This window comes from uncultured Mobiluncus sp. (assembly GCF_963511525.1).
GTDB lineage: Bacteria > Actinomycetota > Actinomycetes > Actinomycetales > Actinomycetaceae > Mobiluncus.
Genome location: NZ_CAUPIY010000002.1, coordinates 192,867 through 214,893 on the forward strand (window position 1 = coordinate 192,867; position 22,027 = coordinate 214,893).

The following is a 22,027-nucleotide window of genomic DNA, read 5'->3' on the forward strand; positions in this document are numbered from 1 at the left end:
ACCCGATTCAGCCCTGTAATCACAGGTCACCGGGCATTTTCGACCCTACCCCCACGGGTGTTCAAAGTCGAAGTGACCTTCGGTGTCGTCGAACAGTCCGAATCCGGTCGTGTCGCTGTAAGGCAGCTGCGACATCAGCATCTCGTGACCGCTCTCGGAAGGCTTGATTTCCACGCGGCGGTAACGGCCCAGGCCGGTACCGGCCGGAATCAGCTTGCCCAGGATGACGTTTTCTTTCAGGCCCGACAGCGGGTCGTCGATGCCTTCCATTGCCGCGTTGGTCAGGACCTTCGTGGTTTCCTGGAAAGAAGCCGCGGACAGCCAAGAATCGGTGGCCAAGGACGCCTTGGTGATACCCATCAGCTCGGAACGTGCCGAGGCGGGCTGCTTGCCCTGCGCCACGACCCGCTTGTTTTCCTCGCGGAACTTCGCCTGGTCGATGAGCTGACCGGGCAGCAACATGGTGTCGCCCGACTCCAGCACGGTGACGCGGCGCAGCATCTGGCGCACGATAACCTCGATATGCTTGGCGTGAATATCCACGCCCTGGCTGTGGTAAACCTGCTGCACTTCGTTGACCAAGGAACGCTGGGTTTCGGCTTGGCCTTTCACTCGCAGCAGTTTCTTCGGGTCGATGGGCCCCTGGGTCAGGCGGTCGCCCACCTCCAGGTGATCGCCGTCCGCAACCAACAGAGCCTGGCGGCGAGACACCTCGATGACCAGGTCTTCCTTGCCGTCGTCACGAGTGATGATAACTTCGCGCGGGCCGGACGGGTCGTCGTTTATCTTCACCCGGCCGGCAGCCTCGGTAATGGTCGCTTCACCCTTGGGGGTACGCGCCTCAAACAGCTCCTGCACACGCGGCAGACCCTGGGTAATATCGGCCGCCGAAGCCGCACCACCGGTGTGGAAGGTACGCATCGTCAGCTGGGTACCGGGCTCGCCGATGGACTGAGCAGCGATAATACCGACAGCCTCGCCAATATCCACGCGCTTGCCGGTAGCCAGGGACCGCCCGTAGCAGGCGGCGCAGGTACCAATCGCCGCATCACAGGTCAGCACGGAACGCACCTTAATCTGGGTGATACCGGCTTTGAGCAGTTTCTTAATCGCTACGTCACCGACATCTTGACCGGCTTCAAGCACCACGTTTCCGGCTTCGTCCACCGCGTCAACAGCTAGGGTCCGTGCAAAAGCGGTGGTCTCGACCAGTTCGTCGGGCTCGACTTGGCCATCGTCGTTGACCGAACCGATGGTGATGTTCAGTCCCTTGCGGGTGCCGCAGTCTTCCTCGCGGATAATGACGTCCTGAGACACGTCCACCAGACGCCGGGTCAGGTAGCCGGATTCCGCGGTACGCAAAGCGGTATCGGCCAGACCCTTGCGGGCGCCGTGGGTCGCGATGAAGTATTCCAGCACGGACAGACCCTCGCGGTAGTTCGACTTAATCGGGCGCTCAATCAAGCGCTGCTTCGGGTCGGACACCAGACCGCGCATACCGGCAATCTGTTGAATCTGGGACCAGTTACCGCGCGCCCCGGACTTCACCATGCGGTACACATTGTTGCGTTCGGGGAAGTTATCACGCATTTCTTCGGCCACTTCATTCGTGCACGCCCGCCACAGGTCAATCAAGGCGCTGTAGCGTTCGTCCTCGGTGATAGCACCCAGGTCGTAGTCAGCTTGCACGTCAGAAGCGAGGTTTTCGTACTTTTCCAAAATGGCGGGCTTGGTCGAGGGCGGCACCACGTCCGTGAAGGAAATCGTGATCCCCGACCAGGTAGACCAGTGGAAACCGAAGGACTTGAGCGCATCCAGGGACACCTCAATATCGGCCTTTTGATACAGTTCCGCCAGGTCATTGACGATTTTCCCGAGCTTCTTTTTCTCTACCACGTAGTTCACGAACGGGTAGTCGCGCGGCAGCGAGTCATTAAAGATAACCCGACCCAGGGAGGTTTCCAGCTCAAAGCGGTCTCCCGGCTGCCACCCCTCGGGCATTGTCATGTCCTCTGGCGGTAAGTCGCCCGGTTCCATGCGGATTACGCAGGTTTCCTGCAAAGCCAGGTCATCGTTGTCGTAAGCCAGGCGGGCTTCGGCGGGGCTGGAGTAGTACTTCAACACCCGGTTACCGTCAGGATCAAACCGCGGGTTATGCACCATTTCCGGATCTTCGTCCGAGGTCAAGTGATAGATACCGATAATCATGTCCTGGGAAGGCATGGTCACCGGACGGCCGTCCGAGGGCTTCAAGATATTGTTAGACGACAGCATCAGCACGCGCGCCTCAGCTTGGGCTTCGGCGGACAGGGGAACGTGGACCGCCATTTGGTCGCCGTCAAAGTCCGCGTTGAACGCGCCACACACCAGCGGGTGCAGCTGAATCGCTTTGCCTTCCACCAGCAGCGGCTCGAAAGCCTGGATACCCAAACGGTGCAGGGTTGGCGCCCGGTTCAGCAACACCGGGTGGTTGGTGATAACCTCGTCCAAAACGTCCCAGACCTGGGGGTTTTGCCGCTCCACCATGCGCTTGGCAGCTTTGACGTTCTTCGCGTCCCCGTTTTCCACCAACACCTTCATCACGAAAGGCTTGAACAGTTCCAGAGCCATCGTCTTGGGCAAACCGCACTGGTGCAGCTTCAACTGCGGACCGACCACGATGACGGAACGACCCGAGTAATCCACGCGCTTGCCCAGCAAGTTCTGACGGAAACGTCCCTGCTTGCCCTTGAGCATATCGGACAGGGACTTCAACGGACGGTTGCCCGGACCCGTCACCGGCCGACCACGCCGACCGTTGTCAAACAGGGCGTCCACGGCCTCTTGCAGCATGCGCTTCTCGTTGTTGACGATGATGTCCGGAGCGTTCAAATCCTGCAAGCGGCGCAGACGGTTGTTGCGGTTGATGACGCGACGGTACAGGTCGTTCAGGTCAGAAGTCGCGAAACGTCCGCCGTCCAGCTGCACCATCGGGCGCAGGTCCGGGGGAATGACCGGAATCGAGTCCAACACCATCGCCGAGGCCGGTTTTCCGGTCTGGAGGAAAGCGTTAATGACTTTCAAACGCTTCAGGGCGCGGGTTTTCTGTTGACCGGACTTGCTCTCCACGACCTCTTTCAAGGCCTCAGCTTCAGCTTCCAGGTCGAAAGATTCCAGACGATCCTTCACCGCCTGGGCGCCCATGCCACCCTTGAAATAGGTGCCGTACAGGGCATACATTTCGCGGTACACCAGCTCGTTGCCCTCCAGGTCGCCGACCTTCAGGCTCTTGAACCGTTCCCAAACTTCGTCATGCAGTTTCAGGTCAGATTCGGCCTGGTGGCGAATGGCGCGCATTTCCTTTTCGCCGTTGCGCTTGACCTTGTCGATTTCGGATTTCTCGGCGCCGTCCTTTTCCAGCGCCGCCATATCCTGTTCCATCTTTTGGGCGCGCTTTTCGACGTCCAGGTCGCGGTTCTTTTCGAGTTGTTCACGAGCCAGGTCGGATTCCTTTTGCATATCGGCAAGGTCCTTGTGGCGGCGTTCCTCGTCAACCTCGGTAATCATGTAAGCCGCGAAGTAAATGACCTTTTCCAGGTCCTTCGGAGCGATATTCAGCAGGTAACCGAGCCGGGAGGGTACGCCCTTGAAGTACCAAATATGCGTCACCGGGGCAGCCAGCTTGATGTGACCCATCCGCTCGCGACGCACCTTGGAACGGGTGACTTCCACCCCGCAGCGTTCGCAGACAATGCCCTTGTAACGCACGCGCTTGTACTTGCCACAGGCGCATTCCCAGTCGCGGGTCGGCCCGAAAATCCGTTCGTCGAACAAGCCGTCCTTTTCCGGCTTCAGCGTCCGGTAGTTGATGGTTTCCGGCTTTTTAACTTCGCCGTGGGACCAGCCGTTGATGTCATCCTCGGTCGCTAAACCGATGTGCAACTTGTCAAACTTGTTTGCATCCAACATTTGTGTTCTTTCCTCTTCTTCCGGTCCGTCTTAGGCGTTGATGAATTCGTCGGTCGTCAATAGGCCGGGGGCGTTAGGCCGTTTGCCCAGGTCAAAGCCGAGGCTGTTGGGTCCGCGGCCGGCTTCGTCGTCATCGTCACGCAAGTCGATGGCGTTTCCGGCGGCGTCCAAGGCCTCAACGTTCAGGCACAGCGAACGCATTTCCTGCATCAACACGCGGAAAGATTCCGGAATGCCCGGCTGGGGCAGGTCCTCGCCGCGCACGATAGATTCGTAAACCCGCACACGTCCTTGCACGTCATCGGATTTCACCGTCAACAGTTCCTGGAGGGCGTAGGCGGCGCCGTACGCCTCCATAGCCCACACCTCCATCTCACCGAAACGCTGGCCACCGAACTGAGCCTTACCACCCAGAGGCTGCTGGGTAATCATGGAGTAGGGGCCAGTAGAACGAGCGTGAATCTTGTCATCGACCAAGTGGTGCAGTTTCAGCATGTACTTGTAGCCGATAGCAATCGGGTACGGGAAAGGTTCCCCGGAACGGCCGTCATACAGCTTGGCTTTGCCCATTTCGTCGATAAGCGGGCGGTCGAAGTCGTCGCGGACGCGAGTGTTACGCAGCAGGCCGGTAATCTCGTCTGCCTCCGCACCGTCGAACACGGGAGTCGCCACGTGCTGTCCCGGTTCGCAAACCTCCAACGGAACCTCCTGAGCCCACTGTTCACCGGCCTTGCGAGCTTCACTAATGTCCCAGCCCTCGTGAGCCAGCCAACCCAAGTGGAACTCGAGTACCTGACCCAGGTTCATACGACCTGGCACACCCATCGGGTTCAAGATAATGTCCACCGGGGTACCGTCCTCGAGGAACGGCATGTCCTCCACCGGCAGAATCTTGGAGACACAGCCCTTGTTGCCGTGGCGTCCAGCCATCTTGTCCCCGACCGTCATCTTGCGGCGCTGGGCGATAAAGACGCGAACCATATGGTTTACGCCAGGTCCCAGCGCGGCATCTTCGCAGTCACCGGCCACGAATTCCTTGACGCCGATAACGATGCCGGATTCGCCGTGCGGCACCCGCAGCGAAGTGTCGCGGGCCTCCCGCGCTTTTTCGCCCAAGATGGCCCGCAGCAGGCGTTCCTCACTGGTCAGCTCGGTTTCGCCCTTCGGGGTCACCTTACCGACCAGGATGTCTCCCGCACTGACTTCGGCGCCGACACGGATAATGCCACGTTCGTCCAGGTCTTTGCGAGCAGCTTCGGAAACGTTAGGAATGTCCCGCGTGATTTCTTCCTCGCCGAGTTTCGTATCGCGCGCGTCGATTTCGTGTTCCTCAATGTGAATCGAGGTCAGCAAATCTTCGGAAACGACCCGTTGGCTCAAGATGATGGCGTCCTCGTAGTTCAGCCCTTCCCAGGACATGTAGGCCACCAGCAGGTTCTTGCCCAAAGCCATTTCTCCGCCGTCAGTAGCGGGACCGTCAGCCAGAACGTCGCCGGCTTCGACCCGGTCGCCCTCGTCGACAATAACCTGCTGGTTATAGCAGTTGCCTTGGTTGGAACGCTTGAACTTTTCCACCGCGTAAATGCGGGTTTCGCCGTCATCTTCCTGGACGCGCACCAAATCGGCGCTGACCTCGGTGACGACGCCGCCCTTCTTAGCTACGACCACGTCGCCAGCGTCAATCGCGGCGCGTTTCTCGATGCCGGTGCCCACCAGCGGAGCTTCGGTTTTCAGCAGCGGCACCGCCTGACGCTGCATGTTTGCCCCCATCAGAGCGCGGTTTGCGTCGTCGTGTTCTAGGAACGGAATCATCGCGGTCGCGACCGACACCATCTGACGAGCCGACACGTCCATCAAGTCGACTTCTTCGGGGCTGACCAGCACCGGGTCGCCGCCGGTAGAACGGCACAGCACCGCAGATTCTACAAAGTGTCCGTCTTTCGTGAGCTGCGCGGAGGCCTGAGCGATGTTCTTGCCTTCTTCGTCATCCGCGGTGATGTAGTGGATTTCGTTGGAAACGACGCCTTTCTTAACCACGCGATAAGGGGTTTCCACAAACCCGTAAGGGTTAATCCGCGCGAAAGTCGCCAGCGAACCAATCAAACCAATGTTCGGGCCTTCGGGAGTTTCCACCGGGCACATCCGCCCGTAGTGCGAGGGGTGCACGTCACGAACTTCCATCCCCGCCCGGTCTCGGGACAGGCCGCCCGGACCCAAAGCGGACAGACGGCGCTTGTGCGTCAGACCCGCCAACGGGTTGTTTTGGTCCATGAACTGCGACAGCTGGGAGGTCCCAAAGAACTCTTTGATGGCCGCCACGACCGGACGAATGTTAATGAGCGAGTTCGGGGTGATGGCCTCGACGTCCTGAGTGGACATGCGTTCTTTCACCGTGCGCTCCATGCGGGACATACCCGTGCGCACCTGCATCTGAATGAGCTCGCCGACCGGACGCACCCGGCGGTTGCCGAAGTGGTCGATGTCGTCGGTCTTGATGTGCAGTTCGGTTTCTTTGCCGGCCGCGTCTTTGACTTTGACCGTGTCGTCCCCGGCACGCAGCGCCAACAGGTAGCGGAACGCGGCGACAATGTCGGTCAGGTCCAGGGTGCGCTCACCCATTTCCCGCTCAACACCGAGTTTCTTGTTGATTTTGTAGCGTCCCACCTCGGCTAGGTCGTAACGCTTGGGGTTGGTGTAAAAATTATGCAGCAGGTTACGTCCGGCCTCCACGCTCGGCGGCTCGCCGGGACGAATCTTGCGGTAGATGTCCTCCAGGGCTTGATCCTGGGTTTCAATCGCGCCGTCTTTTTCCAGGGTTTCCAGCATCAACGGGAAGTCTTTGAAGGCCTCGCGAATCTCGCCGATGCTCATGCCCAGCGCCTTGAGGAAAATGGTGGCGGACTGCTTGCGCTTGCGGTCGATACGCACCCCAACCGTGTCCTTCTTATCAATCTCGAACTCCAGCCAAGCACCGCGGGAAGGAATGACCTTGCCCAAGTAAATGTCCCGATCCGAAGTCTTGTCAGCAGTCTTTTCAAAATACACGCCGGGGGAACGCACCAGCTGGGACACAACCACCCGCTCGGTGCCGTTGACGATGAAGGTACCGCGCGGGGTCATCAACGGAAATTCGCCCAAGAACACGGTTTGGGTCTTAATTTCGCCGGTTTCGTAAGTAATAAATTCGGCGGTCACATACATCGGCGCATTGTAGGTCAGGTCCTTGTCCTTGCATTCGTCGATGGTGTAGTGCGGGGTTTCCAACGTGTAGTCCTTAAAGGACAGGCTCATAGTGCCGCCGTTGTCCTCAATGGGGCTCATTTCGTTCAGGATTTCCTGCAGTCCCGAAGTGCGGGGAACGTGCTTATCGCCGGTTTTGTCGGCTTCCTTGACGCGTTCCTGCCAGGCTTCATTCCCCAGGAACCAGTCAAAAGATTCAGTCTGGAGCGCCAACAAATTCGGCGGCGCCATGGGTTCATCAATTTGGGCAAAAGACACCCGGAAAGGGTGAGTGGAGGATTCTTTGGATTTCGTAGCCAAGATTTCCGTTTCCTTTATGTCGTATGGATGGTCGAGAATTCAGGGCAAACTTTCCCGCGCACACTACCGCGGCAATCAGCCTTGAAAATCTCGATGCGCTCCGGCGTTTGAACATCTCGTCCCTCGCTGACCTGCCCTGATATTGCCGGCGCATACTTACGCAATATCAACGGTTTTAGGTCGCCTCGGACAAAGAACACGCAAATATCTACTCTATAACTTTTCCCACCCGCACGCAATTTCCCGCTGTTAAATCCTGGCAGAGCGACCCCGCCAGCAAAGCTACTTAATGCTGCCGGAAGTAAGACCACCAATCAGACGCTTCTCGATGAGGGCAAACATGATAATGACCGGCACAATCGCGATTACGGATGTTGTAAACATGTACTGCCATTCACGCACGTAAAGCCCCAAGAAACGCGGCATTGCCACCGTCAAAGGTTGCAACTCGGGCTTTTGCACCAACACGAAAGCCGCCGCGTACTCGTTCCAGGTATTAATGAACACGAATACGACCGCGGTAACGATACCAGGCCACACCAGAGGCAACGAGATTTTAAACATGGTTTGGAGACGTCCCAAGCCATCCATCAAAGCGGCTTCATCCACTTCCTTGGGTACTGAAGAGAAAAACGCCTGCATAATCCAGATTGCGAAGGACAGGTTAAAAGCCCCGTTGATGAGGATTAGCGCCACCCACACGACTTGTCCTTGCCAGCTGGAAAACTCCTGGTAGAGGCCGACCGCCAACACGGTAGGCTGGAGCATCTGGGTGCACAGTACCAGGAACAGGAAGGGCATCCGCCCGGGGAAACGGAACCGAGCCACATAGTAGGCCGCGGGGGTCGCCACCAACAGCACCAGGAGTGTCGCCCCGATGGCGATGACGGCCGTGGCCAAAAGCGATTTGCCTACGTTTACCGCGGGGAAGGACCACACCGTTAGGTAGTTGCTCAGTTCCAGTTTGGAAGGCAGGTAGTCCGGTGGGATTTTCCGTACGTCGCCGCGAGTCTTAACCGAAGTCACAAACATTAACGCGTAGGGAAATAGGAAGAACAACACAATCAGCAGCGCCCCGACAAGCGTCATGACCATGCCCGCGGGACGGCGTTTACGGCGGGTCGCTGGGGTAGCTTCAGAAGCTGCCTTGGCCGGTTCAGAATGTTTGGTCAGAGGGGTACTCATGTTACTCCACCTCCTTCGTCGGCTTCACAGATATGAGATAGATGGCAATAATCACCAGGCAGAACATGAAGTTCAGGACCGACAGCGCACTCGAGACGCCCGGGCCGAGCTGTGCCTTGTACTGGAAGATCAAGGTTGTGGTGGTGTGGGCGGAGTGATAGCCAGGGGATTCCACCAAGATCTGCAAAATAGGCAGGGAGTTAAATACGTTGATGATGTTTATCAAAGCAGCGGTGGCGACAGCGGGGCGCAACATGGGGAACACTATCAGCCAATAGCGCTGGAAGGAGTTGGCACCGTCTACTCGAGAAGCCTCCAGAATGTCTTTCGGGACGGACTGCAGTCCCGCCAGGATGGTGTACGTCGTAAAGGGTAACGACACGTAGATAGCCACAAAAACTGCGACCCAGAAAGCCGCAGTGGGATTTTCCGTGAAAGCATAGGCTTTTTGCATGATACCCGTGTCTACAAAAAACCGGTTGAACAGACCATATTCTGAGTCAAGGCCGTAGTTAAAGGCGGTGGTCGTCATCACCACAGAACACGCCCACGGGAGAATCACGAAGAGTCGCACCAGCTTGCGACCGGGGAAGTCCTTGTTTAGGAACTGCGCCAACCCCAAGGAAACTAGCACTGTCACCGTCACGACTACGACCACCCACAGGGTGGTGTTGAGTAGCACCTGGCCAATGCGCACAGAGGGATACGTCAGCGCCCCGGCTTTACCGACATAGTTGTCCCAACCTGTAAACCCTTTGTTTACCCCATACTTGTTGAATTTAATGAAGGAATAGTAGATGAGCAGGATAGTCGGGTAAATCACAACCCCGATAATCAGCAGGAGAGTCGGCGCCAGCCACGGTATAGCGGCTACAGTTTCCAACCACCGGCTCTTTTTCGCTTTTGGCTCAGTTTGGGTGCGCAACTGGGTCTTGACGTTCTGTTCCACACTGGGCGCACTTTTCATATCGACGAGATTCCTCTATACAAAGCGGGTTTTTATCGGGGCTGTAGAGGTGACAGTCGCCACCTCTACAGCCCCGTTTTCAAGCGTTCACGTCAGGACTCGGCATCGACCTGAGATTGAATCGCATCCAGCACAGCGGCTGGTTCTTGAGCGGTCAGTTTCCCGGCAGTAGACTGCAGGGCTCCTTGCAGCGTATCCCACTGCGGGTTGCCCACTGGCAGGAACCTTACGGTACTCAGCGCTTCGTAGAACTTCTTGTCGATGGGGCCGGCTTCGGACTTGCCTTGCTCAATGATGCTCTCCGTCACCGGAAGCAACCCGGAGGGGGCATACCAGTTCTTGTACATCGCGTCCGAGTAGAACAAGTCAAGGAATCCCTTAGTAGCCTGCTTGCGGGCGTCATCGCCATTGTCAAAAGCGAGGATGAAGTCCGTCACCCCGATTGCCACGCCCTTGCCATCCTTTGAAGGGATTGGGGCGATGTCATACTTAATGTCGGGGTAGTCCTCGGCCGTTACGCTCAAAAGACCGGAGTGGGCCATCATCATGGCCACCTTGCCGTTGTTGAACAGGTCGGCGACATCTTGACGGTTGGACGTGCCGGCGTTGGGTTGGGTGCAGCCTTTATCGATGAGCTTCTTCATCTCGGTGAAAGCCTCCACGGCTTTATCGCTCTTGGCTTTCAAGGTCTTGCCCTCGGACCAGTCACCACCGGCACCCCACAGCCACAGTGAAGATTCGACCTGGGCTTCCTCCCGACCTAGAGGCATACCGTAGGGGTACACATCCGGGGAAGCAGCTTTAATCTTGTCGCAGGCTTGCTCCAGTTCGTCCCATGTAGCGGGAACCTTCGCGATGCCGGCTTTTTCGAAGATGCCGGTGTTGTAGGCCATCATGCGGGAGGAGGCCACGTCGGGGACGACCCATTGAGTTCCGTCCGCCCCTACCCCGTTCTTCAGAAGGGCGGGTTCAATCGTTTTTAGTACGTCTTCGCTCATGACTTCTGTAATGGGGTAGAGCAGTTCGCCATCGGCTGCGGACGCAAAGTTATTGTCATTCAAAATGTCGGGTAAATCCTTGGCTTGTACACGAGCCTGCACCTTGGAGGAGAAATCGTCCCAACCTTCAATTTGCAGTTCAACCTTAACCTTCGGATAGGTCTTGTTGTACTCAGCGATAATGTTTTCCCAGTCCGTCTTAGTCGACGAGGCGTACGAAGGAGCCAGGATTTTGATAGTGGTTTCCAAGTTAGCCGGATCCGCTGCGGCGCTGCCTGAGCCAGATCCAGAACTTGCACATCCTGCTAAAGCGAGCGCCGCGATTGCTGCTACAGCGCTAATTTTTACGATGCCTTTCACGAGCTTTCCTTTCCATTGTTGTAAGTTGTCAGCTCACGGTGGTAACCGAAGTAATTTTTCCGCACTGTCTCAGGCGAAAAGGTGGACTTCATTGAACACCTACAACAAAGAATATGATTTTTTCTAATCGTTTTGGTGTGATTTAAACAAATTATTTTATTTGACCACCCGTTCCTAGACTGTCAAAACCGTGATACCTTGGCTTTCCAAGACTTCTAAAGTTTGCGAATCGACACTGTCCGTGAGGATTTCGTCAATCGGTTCAAAGTCACAAATCCGAGCGATCCCTAACGCGGAGAATTTGGAGCTATCCGCCACCACGGTGACTCGTTGCGCGGAACGGAGAAAATCAGCGTTGGTCTCCGCTTCCAACAAGTCATCATTGAACAAACCACGTTTCACGTCAATACTGACCACCCCCAAAAACACCCGCGACATCGCCAAATTGTCCAGCACCAGTCCAGACATATTACCCACGACTTCATAAGAGCAAGGACGCATGGTTCCCCCCACGACGATGACTTTAATCTGGGGACGCAGCGCCAGTTCGTTGGCGATGTTGATGGCGTTCGTCACGACTGTTACCCCGTGACGTTGAAACCCGGGATCCTTCGAAACACGCAGCGCCAATTCACGCGAAACCTCCGTGGTGGTAGTTCCCCCGTTTAAGCCGATAACATCCCTCGGTTTCACCAATTTGGCAGCAGCTTTCGCCAGACGCTGCTTGGCTCGACCACTATTCACCGGGCGATACCGCAAGGGCAGGTCCCCGGATAGGGGGTTGGCCACCGCTCCCCCACGAACCCGGGTAACCATCTGTTGGGATGCCAACCTGTCCAGATCGCGACGTGCAGTGGCTGGGGATACACCCAGGAGAGTTTCGATGTCCTCTACCTGAATCGAGCCGTTTTCGAGCACGAAATCAAGGATTTTGGTCAGCCGTAATGATTGATGGGCCATGCGCTTTCCCTCCTGATTGATTTAAAATGTCTATAACATGAAATTTAAATCAGTTTCAAACAATTTGTGTCACCTTGCGTGGTATTTTTGTTTCTGAACAATGTAGCCGATTTTATTAGGGAGAACACACCGCCATGAGTATCACCGCTGAGGAAATTGCTAGCCAACCCCAAACCTGGAAACAGGCCATTGACATGCTCGCTTCCCTGGACCCCAAGTTTTTCCCCGATAAAGGCAAAAGTGTTGCCATGATTGGCTGTGGCACCTCCTGGTTCATGGCGCAGGCATACTGCCGAGCGCGGGAAGTCGCCGGACACGGAGTCTCCGATGCTTTCACCGCTACCGAATTCCCCCTGACACGCCACTATGACATGGTCATTACCCTGTCTCGTTCGGGCACCACCACGGAGATCATCGATATTCTCAAAGCCTTGCATGGCAAGGTTCCCACCCGCTTAATTACTGCTGTCGGCAATGGTCCCGCCACACCCTTTACCGACATGGAACTAGTTTTAGGCTTCGCGGATGAAACGTCGGTAGTGCAAACGCGTTTCGCCACCACGGCTCTGGCTTTGCTGCGCGCCAGCCTCGGAGAGGACTTGACGAAAGCTATTGCGGATTGCGCCGCGGCAGTGAATGCGGAAATTCCCGCAGCTTTCGTAACCGCCGACCAATTCACCTTCCTCGGCACCGGCTGGACTTACGGACTCGCCAACGAAGCCGCCCTAAAGATGCGCGAAGCCTCACAATCCTGGACCGAGTCCTATCCCGCGATGGAATACCGCCACGGGCCGATTTCCATTGCCGAACCGAACCGCATTACCTGGATTTTTGGCTCCGTCCCCGAGGGGATGGAGGCGCAAATCGCCGCTACCGGTGCCACTTTGGTCCACCACGACTACGATCCGATGGCCTCCCTGGTGCTGCTGCAACGCGTCGCTGTGGCGCGCGCAGAACACCGGGGTCTGAATCCAGACACCCCGCGTCACCTGACTCGTTCAGTGATTCTGTCCTAATTACGCACCTGAATAATCCTCGCGTCTTTGGAGGGACAGATGTCACCCGATGAGCTTCCGACACCAAAAACCGGTTCTGCACCGGTGTACGCGCTGGCCTTTGATGTGGGGGGAACGGATACGAAGGTCGCTTTCGTGTCTAACAGCGGTTCGCTGGTGACGCTGCCGACCCTGGCTACTTCAACCGGCGGCGCTGTCTGTCTGATTGACCAAATTGCTGGTCAGTATAGTCAGATTCAACAGGCTTTGCGCCGCGGTGAAATACGTCGCCCTGACGGCAAAGCTGTGACCGCTGAGCAAGTTTGTGGTGTTGTCGGGGTGGGTGTTCCCGGAGTAATGGTGGAAGAAACCGGAATGACTATCACCTCAGCAAATTTAGGCTGGGGCAGTTTTCCCATGCGCGACCGATTAGGTGAAGCCTTGGGCGCTCCGATTGCGTTGGGACATGACGTTCGTTCCGGCGCCTTGGGCGAAGCCTTATTTACCGGACGTCAGGAGTGTTTTTTTGTCGCTATCGGGACCGGCATTTCGGCAGGGATAGTTCTCAACGGACGAGTACTGAACCGGAGCGGAAGCTCCGGCGAAATTGGCCAGGTTCTACTTCCCAATCCCGATTTGAATTATCTGGAAAAGGCCGCCGCGCCAGCTTCTGCCCAACCGACCCAGCTCCCCTTGGAACGGATTGCGTCCGCCGAATATACCGCCCGACGCTACGCCCTTTTGAAAGGTATTTCCCCACAAACTGACCACCCCACATCCAAGGATGTGTTCCTGAGAGAACGGGAAGGAGACGAATGCGCTCATCACGTAATCGAAACCGCCACGCAGGCATTGGGGGCAGTCTTGGCTGCCAGCCTGGCGACCTTGGGAAATCTTGAAGTCATCGTAGGCGGAGGACAATCAAAGGAAGGATCCGCCTACCTTGAACGACTCCGTCAGGCTACGGTATCGCACCTCGTGAACCTGCCTGAACCGAAGTTCTCATTGTCAAACTTTGGGTCGCGAGCGCAACTGTTGGGTATCGCGGCGCAAGCCTTTGCCAAAGCCCACGTTCCGATTATCCCCGCGACCCGCCCGTCATAAGTTTGGAAAGACTCCTTATGCCCCAGTTAGTTACTTTCACTCCCAACCCTGCTTTGGACATCACTTACACGGTGGATGCCCTCAAGATCGGTTCGACACACCGGGTCGAGGACTTCGTTTACCGTGCCGGAGGTAAGGGGATTAATACAGCTTCAGTCCTGGCTCAAATGGGGTATCCCACCCTCGCAGTTGGATTTTTTTCCAGCCCGGAATACCTTGCCGACCTGGAAAAACGGAAACTAGAGTGGCACGGAAAGTTTAGTTTTCTACCCTTGCCCATGCCATTCCCAAACCGCCAATCCGTAGCTATCGTGGCTGACGGAGACGCCACAGTATTCAATGAGGCAGGACCGAACTATGGCACTATGAACCCCAACGACGTTACTCAGCATTGGGAACAGGCATGGCTGCAGGCACTCGAGCTGGACTGGGCGACACCGAATGCTTTCGTCAGCATTAACGGGTCTTTTGCCCAGGGCAGTCCCAAGGGGATGCTCGGACGTCTAATCACTGGTTTGCATAACTTAGGCTGCTGGGTGATGGTGGATACCTCCGGGCAGTTTCTCTTAGAGGCCGCTCAGGCGGGCGCGGATTGTCTGAAACCAAATGTGGCGGAACTGCGTGAGGCTACCGGTATTACTGAGTTGTCCGCGGCGGCGCGCTCTTTGCTATCTCTGGGAGCTCGCTCCTTGCTGATTTCCGCTGGAAAAGACGGGCTGGCCTACGTGGAGCATCCCGCCGCGCCTGTGCACACCGCCTCGCTACAGGTCGAGTGGGCCGCCCCCGGGATGACTTTGGAGGGCAATCCTACTGGAGCGGGTGATGCGGCGGTAGCTGGATTTCTGTCCGGTATGTCCGAAAACTTGCCGACACACGAGGCTCTCGGGCGCGCGGTGTCTTGGTCGGCAGCCGCGGTTCCGGCGGCAGTTGCTGGTGTGGTGGAAACAGATATGGTGGCAACAATTGCCGCTAAAATGACCTTTCAAACTGAAGAATGGAGTGCATAAATGCTGTGCGATATACGTAAACTCGCTGCTGAGGCCGCCTCGGCCGGAGTCGGTCTGGGAGCTTTCAACGTGGTGCTGCTGGAACATGGCGAAGCCCAAATCGCCGCGGCAGAAGCGGTCAACCTACCGGTGATTCTGCAGCTGTCCCAAAACGCTGTTAAGTACCATCATGGCTGGCTGGAACCCATCGGCTGCGCCGTGCTAAAGCTAGCCGAACAGGCAAAAGTCCCGGTGGTAGCGCACCTCGATCACGCTGAGGACCTCGACCTGTGCCGCGCGGCAGTCGATTTGGGCTTTACCTCGATTATGTATGACGGCTCCAAACTGCCGGATGCACAAAACCGTGACACCACCGCGCAGATTACCCAGTGGTGTCACGACCGTGGCGTGAGTGTCGAGGCCGAATTAGGAGAGGTCGGTGGAAAAAATGGAGTCCACGACCCGAGCGCACGCACCAACCCAAAGGACGCCGCAAAGTTCGTGGCAGACACCGGCGTGGACTTGCTGGCGGTAGCGGTGGGGTCGTCACACGCGATGACCTCGCGCGATGCCACGTTGGATACAGAACTTATCTCTGCCATTAAACAGGCTGTTCCGGTTCCGCTGGTCCTGCACGGTTCTTCCGGGGTTTCTGACGAAGGAATGCGCGCCGCCATCAAAGCGGGAATGACCAAGATTAACGTCTCTACGCACCTGAACGTGGTCTATACCGCTGAAGTTCGTAAGGACTTGGCACAAGGCCCCGATTTGGTCGACCCCCGTAAGTATTCCCGTAACGGTAACACCGCATTGCAAGCGGAAGTGGAACGTCTGCTTCTCTGGTACTCAGGGAAATAAACCCCGCTAGATGCTGAAATTCCGGGAAGGAATCGTCAGGATACCCGTCAGCTAACCGTTTATCGCGCGCAGCCCGAAAGCGAAAGAACGCGATTCTCCTGACGCGAGTACCAACAAATCCTGGTTGCGGTTCAGGGCGTTGGGCGGGCAGGTCATCGGCTCGACGGCCAGGGCGCGCCCGTCGCGAACGCCGGGGAAAGCCTGCTGGTGAGCAGGGTCAGCGGTATAAATCTGAAGCCACCGACACCACGGCCCGGCACTGAGTTCCGTCCCCGAACCGTCCGCCCAGCACAAGGCGGCCCGGACTCGCCCGTCCGGTTCGGGTTGCGCCCGAAACGCGTGATCAAGCCAGAGTCCGCGCAGCGCTACCGGCCGCGCTTGACCCAACACAGAGCCACGAATGTTCCAGAGGAATCGTAAACCCCGGGCAGAAATGCAAATCGATTATGAGAGTGATGTAACACATCTAGCTCCGTGATATAGTGTTGGTATTAATCTTGAAACTACAAGGAGGCTTATATGCTTACTAACAAGGCTATATTTGCTGCTATTTCTCTTCTTGCACTAAGCACCTCGGGATTCGACAGCGTTGCCACTTCTCAAAATGACAGTGCTCCAATTCTACCCATCAATAGCCGCAGCGAAATGATACGCCCGACCACTCCTCTAATCGAGGTTGATTCAACACTCAGTAGAATCAGTTTCTCCAACCCTGCGCGTCCACAGTTGAGTGCCGTGGTACCTACGAAACCAGTCTATTCACCTTCGAAGTGCACAGGATACACCGACTTGCCGCATAAGAGCGGCAACATGGCATCCGTACACGGTCGTATAACATGCTCAAATAACGTTCAATACCTTAAGACAGTGACATCTCTCTACCGCGAAACTCCGTACGGATTCCAACCGTTGGCTTCCGATGGATCTGAAACTACCGGAAAGAATACAAGCTACGATGCACATCCTCACCAGTCCTGTTCAGGTACTGGAACACACACATATTGGGGTTTTTCTGCACATTTTACAACCGAGAATGGGAAGAATTACTTCGCCAGGACAGGTAATGGTGGAAATAACCGAATCAGTAGATTTTCATGCTAGCTCGGACATTATACTTCACCTCAGTTGCAGCGATTGTAGTTGCTCTGGCATCTTGCACCCTCGGGTCAACAGGTTCTACTTCACGAGATCCGTCACCTGCGGCTCTGGAATATGCTTACGTAGGACCAGATGCACCCCCTACACTCGTTGTAAATGGAAAAGAGATTACACCAGTCGAGTTTCTGTGGTTACCCGATTTCGAGGCACAGATAGGCAACATGGTAACGTCTATGGAGCATATACCTATCGTGACACGAAAGAATCCTGCTTTTCTCGAACTGCGATTTTACAGGATTGCACCACCGCCCTCGACTTTAGTCCGTCAGTGTGAGCAAATTTACAAGAAAGAATCAGTTAATCCCAACAAATGCACATACCAAGAATTCGGCATCAATTTACAGGAAGATTGGCAGGTAAGAGACTCTTTCATAGAGCTAAGGTTACCTATTACGATGAAGTCTAAATACGTGACATTATCTATCTTTTATCCCAATGCAAATGGTTGGGACAAAGCCTCTACTGATAGTCCGATGAACCATGCCAACTATGTATTCATTCTTAAAAGCGATTGATCCGAATCTCGCGCTGCGGTCTAACGACCATCGTAATGGGTATGTATCTGATTTGGTCTTTAAACACTTTGATGCCACTCTGATGCTGCTTCTACCAATAGGAAATATGCAGGACACATTTTCCTGGGCGGACCTCGCCGCGAAACATCATTACTCCTTGGTTGAAGTTTCTCGGAATCCTCAGCTACTCGAAACAATCGACACCGGTTCCAAATTGCACTTCGCCGAGGGCGTAATTAACAGTGAAGTTTACTTATCTCAGCTGACAGCCACGCTCGCGGATTTCTCCGAATACGATTCCTGGCACGGTATATTCTGGAGTGGATATGTCGAATACGCAGAACAGGCTCATCTCATCGGCCCTGTTGATTCATTCCTACGTCCTGAAGAATACGCGCTACGTGAGTTTTTGTCACGTAAACTCACCACCGCCTTAAATTCTCGCCTGCCATCTCTCCTTTTTAATTCCTCAATTTCGTGCGTATTAACTCAGCCAATCTATTCTGACAGAATCTATGTTTCATGCCATAAAAGAATTGCGTTAGCCCTGTCGGACAAACTGCCTGACGTTCTTCCTGTCACTGCCGAGGATTCGTTACCCAACTTCTGATGCTCTTCTTAAGACGATGTAAATAGAGAAAGTTACGATTCCGAAACCTAGCATCGGACTTTCACGGTCGGGGGTGCGGGGTGACGGCTATTCATCAGCGTGCCGCGGTGAAGGAGCGTAGCCCGAAAGTGAAGGTTTCCGGTTTCCCTGGTTCCAGTACCAGTACGTCCTGGTTGCGGTTCAGGGCGTTCGGCGGGCAGGTCATCGGCTCGACGGCCAGGGCGCGCCCGTCGCGAACGCCGGGGAAAGCCTGCTGGTGGGCGGGGTCGGCGCTATAAATCTGGAGCCACCGACACCACGGTCCAGCACTGAGTTCCGTCCCTAGACCATCGGCACAGCACAAGGCGGCCCGGACTCGCCCGTCTGGCTCGGGTTGCGCGCGAAAGGCGTGGTCAAGCCACATTCCGTGCAGCGCTACCGGCCGCGCTTGACCCAACACAGTGTCCGCGGGTCGCTCTAGACCGGTCGGCAGGTTGCGTGTTGAATCGAGCACGAGGTTGTTGCCTACCGAGATACTCAGGGTGCATTCGTCCAGGCTCGCGCCCCCCGCGCTCAAATAAGGATGCCACCCGAAGCCAAATGGGCAGGGCGCAGCGCTGAGGTTGGAAACTCGCAGTTCGCCTCGCAACCCTTGGGTCGCATCAATGCTCCAGTTCATCACGTATTTGAGTCGCCACGGCCAGCCTGGTTGCGGTTCCATTTCCAGCGTGAGGCATACCGCCGCGGGGTTGTCGGACGTTTCGGGATCGAGTTCCCAAGGCCGTTCCCTGACGAAACCGTGAATGGCGTTGCGGCGGTCGGGTTCGTTGATTTCGAGCTGATACGTTTCGCCTTGAAAGGTGAAATTCCCGCCGTCTACCCGGTTGGGCCACGGCGCTAGCAGACATCCCGCCGCAAACGGAACCGGGGACACTCGTGACAACCCCTGGTGCGGCAAAGGAGGGGTCACCACCAGCGGCTTCCCCGCAAAAGTCAGCGACCACAAGCCCCCGCCGAAAGGGGAAATCTGGGCGCGGTATTGACCGGCACAAAGTTCTAGAAAGTCATTGCTCGAGGTCATACGCCGATTTTAGCAAGGGTGGGGTCACCAGAGCGGGCCATCGGGTAGCGGTTGGCGCTCAGACTACGCGGACTACGCGGCCGCTAATTTTTGCACCAGCTCACAGATTTGTTCCGCTTTATCCTTCGACACATCGGTGGGCAACCCCAGACTGCGCTGGGCCAAAGACACGGTGTGCGGGTAGGATTCCAGTGGCCCGACACCGTAAGGCTCGAGGCTATCCACCCCGGGGAAAAGTATCGAGTTGTACCAGCGACGCGAATAAACGTGAGACTCCCGAAGTTTAGCGTGTACCTCGTTTACTGCCCGCGTATCTCGCAGCAGAATCGGGAAGATGAGCAGGGGTTGGGGTGCAGCGCAGGCTATCTGCGCTGGAATTTGCAGGTAGTCCCGCCCGCTCAGCCGGTCTTGATAGATAGCGACCGCCTGCCGGCGCTGCTCCTGATTCGACTCGAGACCGTCCAAGGCTTGGCACGCTTTGTTCGCGATGTAGGGGCTCATTGAGTAGTTGGGGTACTCGAGCGCGGCTCGCCGTTCCGCAGGCGCGATAGCCGGTTCGAACAGGCGCATCCGGCGCAGCACCCGCTTCAGCGCATTCGCCAGCGCCTGGGGAATCCGAGAAAATACGCGAATCTGGTTGAGATAGAGCCGCGCCGACAGGTCCTGGAGCCACGGAAGTGCGCCCACGTTTCCAAGTGCGGACTTGATGGCTGCATAGAGCGGGGAATCGGTGGTTTCGAGGCGAGGGTTTACCCAGATGAGACCACCGAATCTGGTGGCGGTCAAAATCTTTTCCACCCCGAAAGAATGCACGGAAACGTCCGCTAACGGCTCACCCTGGGAGTCTCGCGCCATTCGGCCTACACAGTGCGCGGAATCCTCGACATAAAGCAGCTTGCGCTCGCAGGCGAAGTCTCGCGCCGCGAGCGTGTCAGCGTCAGAAATAAACCCGAAAGTGTTTTGCATCACCACCCCTACCAGCTGGCTTTGCTCCCATTGGCCGCCAGTCTGCACTTGCGCGGTGAGGGATTCGGGGTTGACGTCGGCATACACGCCGCTCAGTCCCGCCGCCAGAATCGGATCCACCGCGGTGCAGCAGGTATAAAGCTGGGTGAGAACACCGGGTTGGCGCTGACCCCCAACGGTCGAAGCTAGGCTTGCTAGAGCGCTAAAAACCGCGTGCATCCCGTAGCGGGCTTTATAAACCGGGAACCAATCCTCAGCGCAGGTTCCAGTCACCTGAGCCATTTTCTGTCTCAGATTCACAAGGGCGGTCGTGTTTTGCGGGTTAGTCAAGGTTGAGTCCTCGTCGGGTGGCGTAATACACTGAAAGGGTATCAGTTTATCCTGTTCAGGAACACTTTTATTCCCGACTTTCAGCTCTAACAGTTGCGAAGGTAAAATACGTCGGGGTTACGGACATTAATCCGCCCAACAACCTAGAAAGATTACCCAGTGCCTATCCTCACCAATCAATCCCCGGCCTCTGAGCTGGCAGAATACGAAGACTTCGTTGCGAACAGCCCCCACGGACACATGATGCAGTCGGTGAACTGGTCCCAGGTTAAGAGCAACTGGAGAGCGGATTTTGTCTACCTGCGCGGCGCGGATGGGTCAATTAAAGCGGCGCTCTCGATTCTCTCCATTGCCAACGACGGGCAGCACTCATTTCTTTACGCGCCGCGCGGTCCCGTGTGCGACCTTGCGAATGTTGAGCTCGTCAGCGCCCTCACCAAAGAAGCGCAGCCGGTTATCGAGAAACACAACGGATTCCTGCTGCGTATGGATCCAGAAGTGACTTACAGCCCGGATTTGGTCCAGATGTATACCCAAGCCGGATTCACCGTGCGGTCACGCGAGATAGAGGATCCGCACGCATTTTCCAATCCACGCATCAATATGGTGGCTAATCTCTCGGGACTCACGCAAGAGAACCTAATAGAAAACTATTCACGCAAAGCCAAGAACAAGATCCGCAAACCATACAAATCCGGGATTACGACCCGCCTAGTTTCCGTCGATGAAGACGACTATCTAAAGTCCCTGGACGAGTTCTATCATCTCACCGAGATTATGGCGCAGCGCCAAGGCATCACCTACCGGCCGAAGGAATATTTCGCCCGGCTGATGCGCGCTTTTGATGACTCCAAACTCTTCGTCACCTCTTACGATGCCGACGGAGAGAGAGAAGTTCTCTCCAGCTGCATAGTGGTTTCCTACAATCGGAAATCGTTTTATATGTATGCTGCGTCCTCAAACGAGAAACGCAACCTGCTGCCTAATCACCAGATGAATTTTGAAGCGATTAAGTACGCCATCTCGCGGGGCATGAGCGAATACGACATGGGCGGCGTGTACAGCACAGAGACCGACGACGGCCTTTTCAACTTTAAGCACCATTTCACCGGCGATGAGGGGATTCGCGAAATGCTGGGAGAAATCGACCTCGTGATTGACGAGGCTCGCTACCGGGATTTCGTGGCGAACCACTGAGGCACGTATCTTAACCGCGCTGTTGACGCTTCGCTCATGTTTTGCCGCTGCGCCCCGTGCATTTATGCCGCTTCGCGGCCTAACGGAGCTCTGCCTGAAACGGCAAATCATTGCCGTTTCTTAACGGCTCCGCGCCCTGAGCGCTTCGTATTTCTGCTACTTCGTAGCAGGGGCGAAGTGCCGCAATGTTTACGCTTCGCTCATTTTTTGCCGCATGGCGGCAAAAAATGCTCAGCGAGAAAAGAAACTCGTGAATAGGGATTGCGGTTTGCGTTCGTCTTCGGAACAGG

15 protein-coding genes are annotated in these 22,027 nt (G+C 56.1%); 6 read left to right on the forward strand and 9 right to left on the reverse strand.

The window, feature by feature from the left end; translation table 11 throughout:
• Positions 1–45: 45 nt before the first annotated feature.
• The 6 genes from RQ935_RS02765 to RQ935_RS02790 form a co-directional block, all read right to left on the reverse strand.
• On the reverse strand, positions 46–3,948 hold the full coding sequence (locus RQ935_RS02765) for a DNA-directed RNA polymerase subunit beta' (protein WP_311497121.1): 3,903 nt from the start codon (positions 3,946–3,948) through the stop codon (positions 46–48).
• Positions 3,949–3,978: 30 nt separating this feature from the next.
• Complete coding sequence (locus tag RQ935_RS02770) at positions 3,979–7,488, reverse strand: DNA-directed RNA polymerase subunit beta (RefSeq protein ID WP_311497122.1); 3,510 nt, start codon at positions 7,486–7,488, stop codon at positions 3,979–3,981.
• A 282-nt stretch (positions 7,489–7,770) separates the two neighbouring features.
• Positions 7,771–8,673: a carbohydrate ABC transporter permease gene (locus RQ935_RS02775; protein ID WP_311497123.1), complete on the reverse strand. Its 903-nt coding sequence runs from the start codon at positions 8,671–8,673 to the stop codon at positions 7,771–7,773.
• 1 nt (position 8,674) lies between these two features.
• Complete coding sequence (locus tag RQ935_RS02780; protein ID WP_311497124.1) at positions 8,675–9,640, reverse strand: sugar ABC transporter permease; 966 nt, start codon at positions 9,638–9,640, stop codon at positions 8,675–8,677.
• Positions 9,641–9,732: 92 nt separating this feature from the next.
• Positions 9,733–10,998: an extracellular solute-binding protein gene (locus RQ935_RS02785; protein ID WP_311497125.1), complete on the reverse strand. Its 1,266-nt coding sequence runs from the start codon at positions 10,996–10,998 to the stop codon at positions 9,733–9,735.
• A gap of 174 nt (positions 10,999–11,172) precedes the next feature.
• Positions 11,173–11,958 (reverse strand): DeoR/GlpR family DNA-binding transcription regulator, encoded by a 786-nt coding sequence (locus tag RQ935_RS02790; protein ID WP_311497126.1) that lies wholly within the window; start codon positions 11,956–11,958, stop codon positions 11,173–11,175.
• A gap of 134 nt (positions 11,959–12,092) precedes the next feature.
• On the opposite strand from RQ935_RS02790, the gene RQ935_RS02795 reads away from it, so the two are divergent.
• Genes RQ935_RS02795 through RQ935_RS02810 form a run of 4 tightly spaced genes read left to right on the forward strand, consistent with a single transcriptional unit; the run spans position 12,093 to position 15,901 of the window.
• On the forward strand, positions 12,093–12,974 hold the full coding sequence (locus RQ935_RS02795; protein WP_311497127.1) for a sugar isomerase: 882 nt from the start codon (positions 12,093–12,095) through the stop codon (positions 12,972–12,974).
• A gap of 39 nt (positions 12,975–13,013) precedes the next feature.
• A complete protein-coding gene (locus RQ935_RS02800) occupies positions 13,014–14,057 on the forward strand; it encodes an ROK family protein (protein ID WP_311497128.1) in 1,044 nt (347 codons plus the stop codon).
• A 17-nt stretch (positions 14,058–14,074) separates the two neighbouring features.
• The gene (locus tag RQ935_RS02805) at positions 14,075–15,064 is read left to right on the forward strand and encodes a PfkB family carbohydrate kinase (protein ID WP_311497129.1); all 990 of its coding nucleotides are present in this window, start codon (positions 14,075–14,077) and stop codon (positions 15,062–15,064) included.
• Positions 15,065–15,901 (forward strand): class II fructose-bisphosphate aldolase, encoded by an 837-nt coding sequence (locus RQ935_RS02810; protein WP_311497130.1) that lies wholly within the window; start codon positions 15,065–15,067, stop codon positions 15,899–15,901. It begins immediately after the preceding gene.
• A gap of 51 nt (positions 15,902–15,952) precedes the next feature.
• On the opposite strand, the gene RQ935_RS02815 is transcribed toward RQ935_RS02810, so the two are convergent.
• Complete coding sequence (locus RQ935_RS02815) at positions 15,953–16,291, reverse strand: hypothetical protein (RefSeq protein WP_311497131.1); 339 nt, start codon at positions 16,289–16,291, stop codon at positions 15,953–15,955.
• 1,257 nt (positions 16,292–17,548) lie between these two features.
• Here RQ935_RS02815 and RQ935_RS02820 point away from each other — a divergent pair.
• Positions 17,549–18,184: a hypothetical protein gene (locus RQ935_RS02820; RefSeq protein ID WP_311497132.1), complete on the forward strand. Its 636-nt coding sequence runs from the start codon at positions 17,549–17,551 to the stop codon at positions 18,182–18,184.
• A gap of 94 nt (positions 18,185–18,278) precedes the next feature.
• On the opposite strand, the gene RQ935_RS02825 is transcribed toward RQ935_RS02820, so the two are convergent.
• Both RQ935_RS02825 and RQ935_RS02830 read right to left on the reverse strand, forming a co-directional pair.
• On the reverse strand, positions 18,279–19,244 hold the full coding sequence (locus tag RQ935_RS02825; RefSeq protein WP_311497133.1) for an aldose 1-epimerase family protein: 966 nt from the start codon (positions 19,242–19,244) through the stop codon (positions 18,279–18,281).
• Positions 19,245–19,316: 72 nt separating this feature from the next.
• Entirely contained in the window at positions 19,317–20,483 is a 1,167-nt protein-coding gene (locus tag RQ935_RS02830; protein ID WP_311497134.1) for a DegT/DnrJ/EryC1/StrS family aminotransferase, read from the reverse strand.
• Positions 20,484–20,699: 216 nt separating this feature from the next.
• On the opposite strand from RQ935_RS02830, the gene RQ935_RS02835 reads away from it, so the two are divergent.
• Positions 20,700–21,737: a peptidoglycan bridge formation glycyltransferase FemA/FemB family protein gene (locus RQ935_RS02835; protein WP_311497135.1), complete on the forward strand. Its 1,038-nt coding sequence runs from the start codon at positions 20,700–20,702 to the stop codon at positions 21,735–21,737.
• Positions 21,738–22,027 lie beyond the last annotated feature (290 nt).

Bases quoted from the DNA above. Each gene is read 5' to 3' on its own strand.
- RQ935_RS02765 (WP_311497121.1), bottom strand. From the start codon at position 3,948: ATGTTGGATGCAAACAAGTTTGACAAGTTGCACATCGGTTTAGCGACC.
- RQ935_RS02775 (WP_311497123.1), bottom strand. From the start codon at position 8,673: ATGAGTACCCCTCTGACCAAACATTCTGAACCGGCCAAGGCAGCTTCT.
- RQ935_RS02780 (WP_311497124.1), bottom strand. From the start codon at position 9,640: ATGAAAAGTGCGCCCAGTGTGGAACAGAACGTCAAGACCCAGTTGCGC.
- RQ935_RS02790 (WP_311497126.1), bottom strand. From the start codon at position 11,958: ATGGCCCATCAATCATTACGGCTGACCAAAATCCTTGATTTCGTGCTC.
- RQ935_RS02795 (WP_311497127.1), top strand. From the start codon at position 12,093: ATGAGTATCACCGCTGAGGAAATTGCTAGCCAACCCCAAACCTGGAAA.
- RQ935_RS02800 (WP_311497128.1), top strand. From the start codon at position 13,014: ATGTCACCCGATGAGCTTCCGACACCAAAAACCGGTTCTGCACCGGTG.
- RQ935_RS02805 (WP_311497129.1), top strand. From the start codon at position 14,075: ATGCCCCAGTTAGTTACTTTCACTCCCAACCCTGCTTTGGACATCACT.
- RQ935_RS02810 (WP_311497130.1), top strand. From the start codon at position 15,065: ATGCTGTGCGATATACGTAAACTCGCTGCTGAGGCCGCCTCGGCCGGA.
- RQ935_RS02820 (WP_311497132.1), top strand. From the start codon at position 17,549: ATGTATTCATTCTTAAAAGCGATTGATCCGAATCTCGCGCTGCGGTCT.
- RQ935_RS02825 (WP_311497133.1), bottom strand. From the start codon at position 19,244: ATGACCTCGAGCAATGACTTTCTAGAACTTTGTGCCGGTCAATACCGC.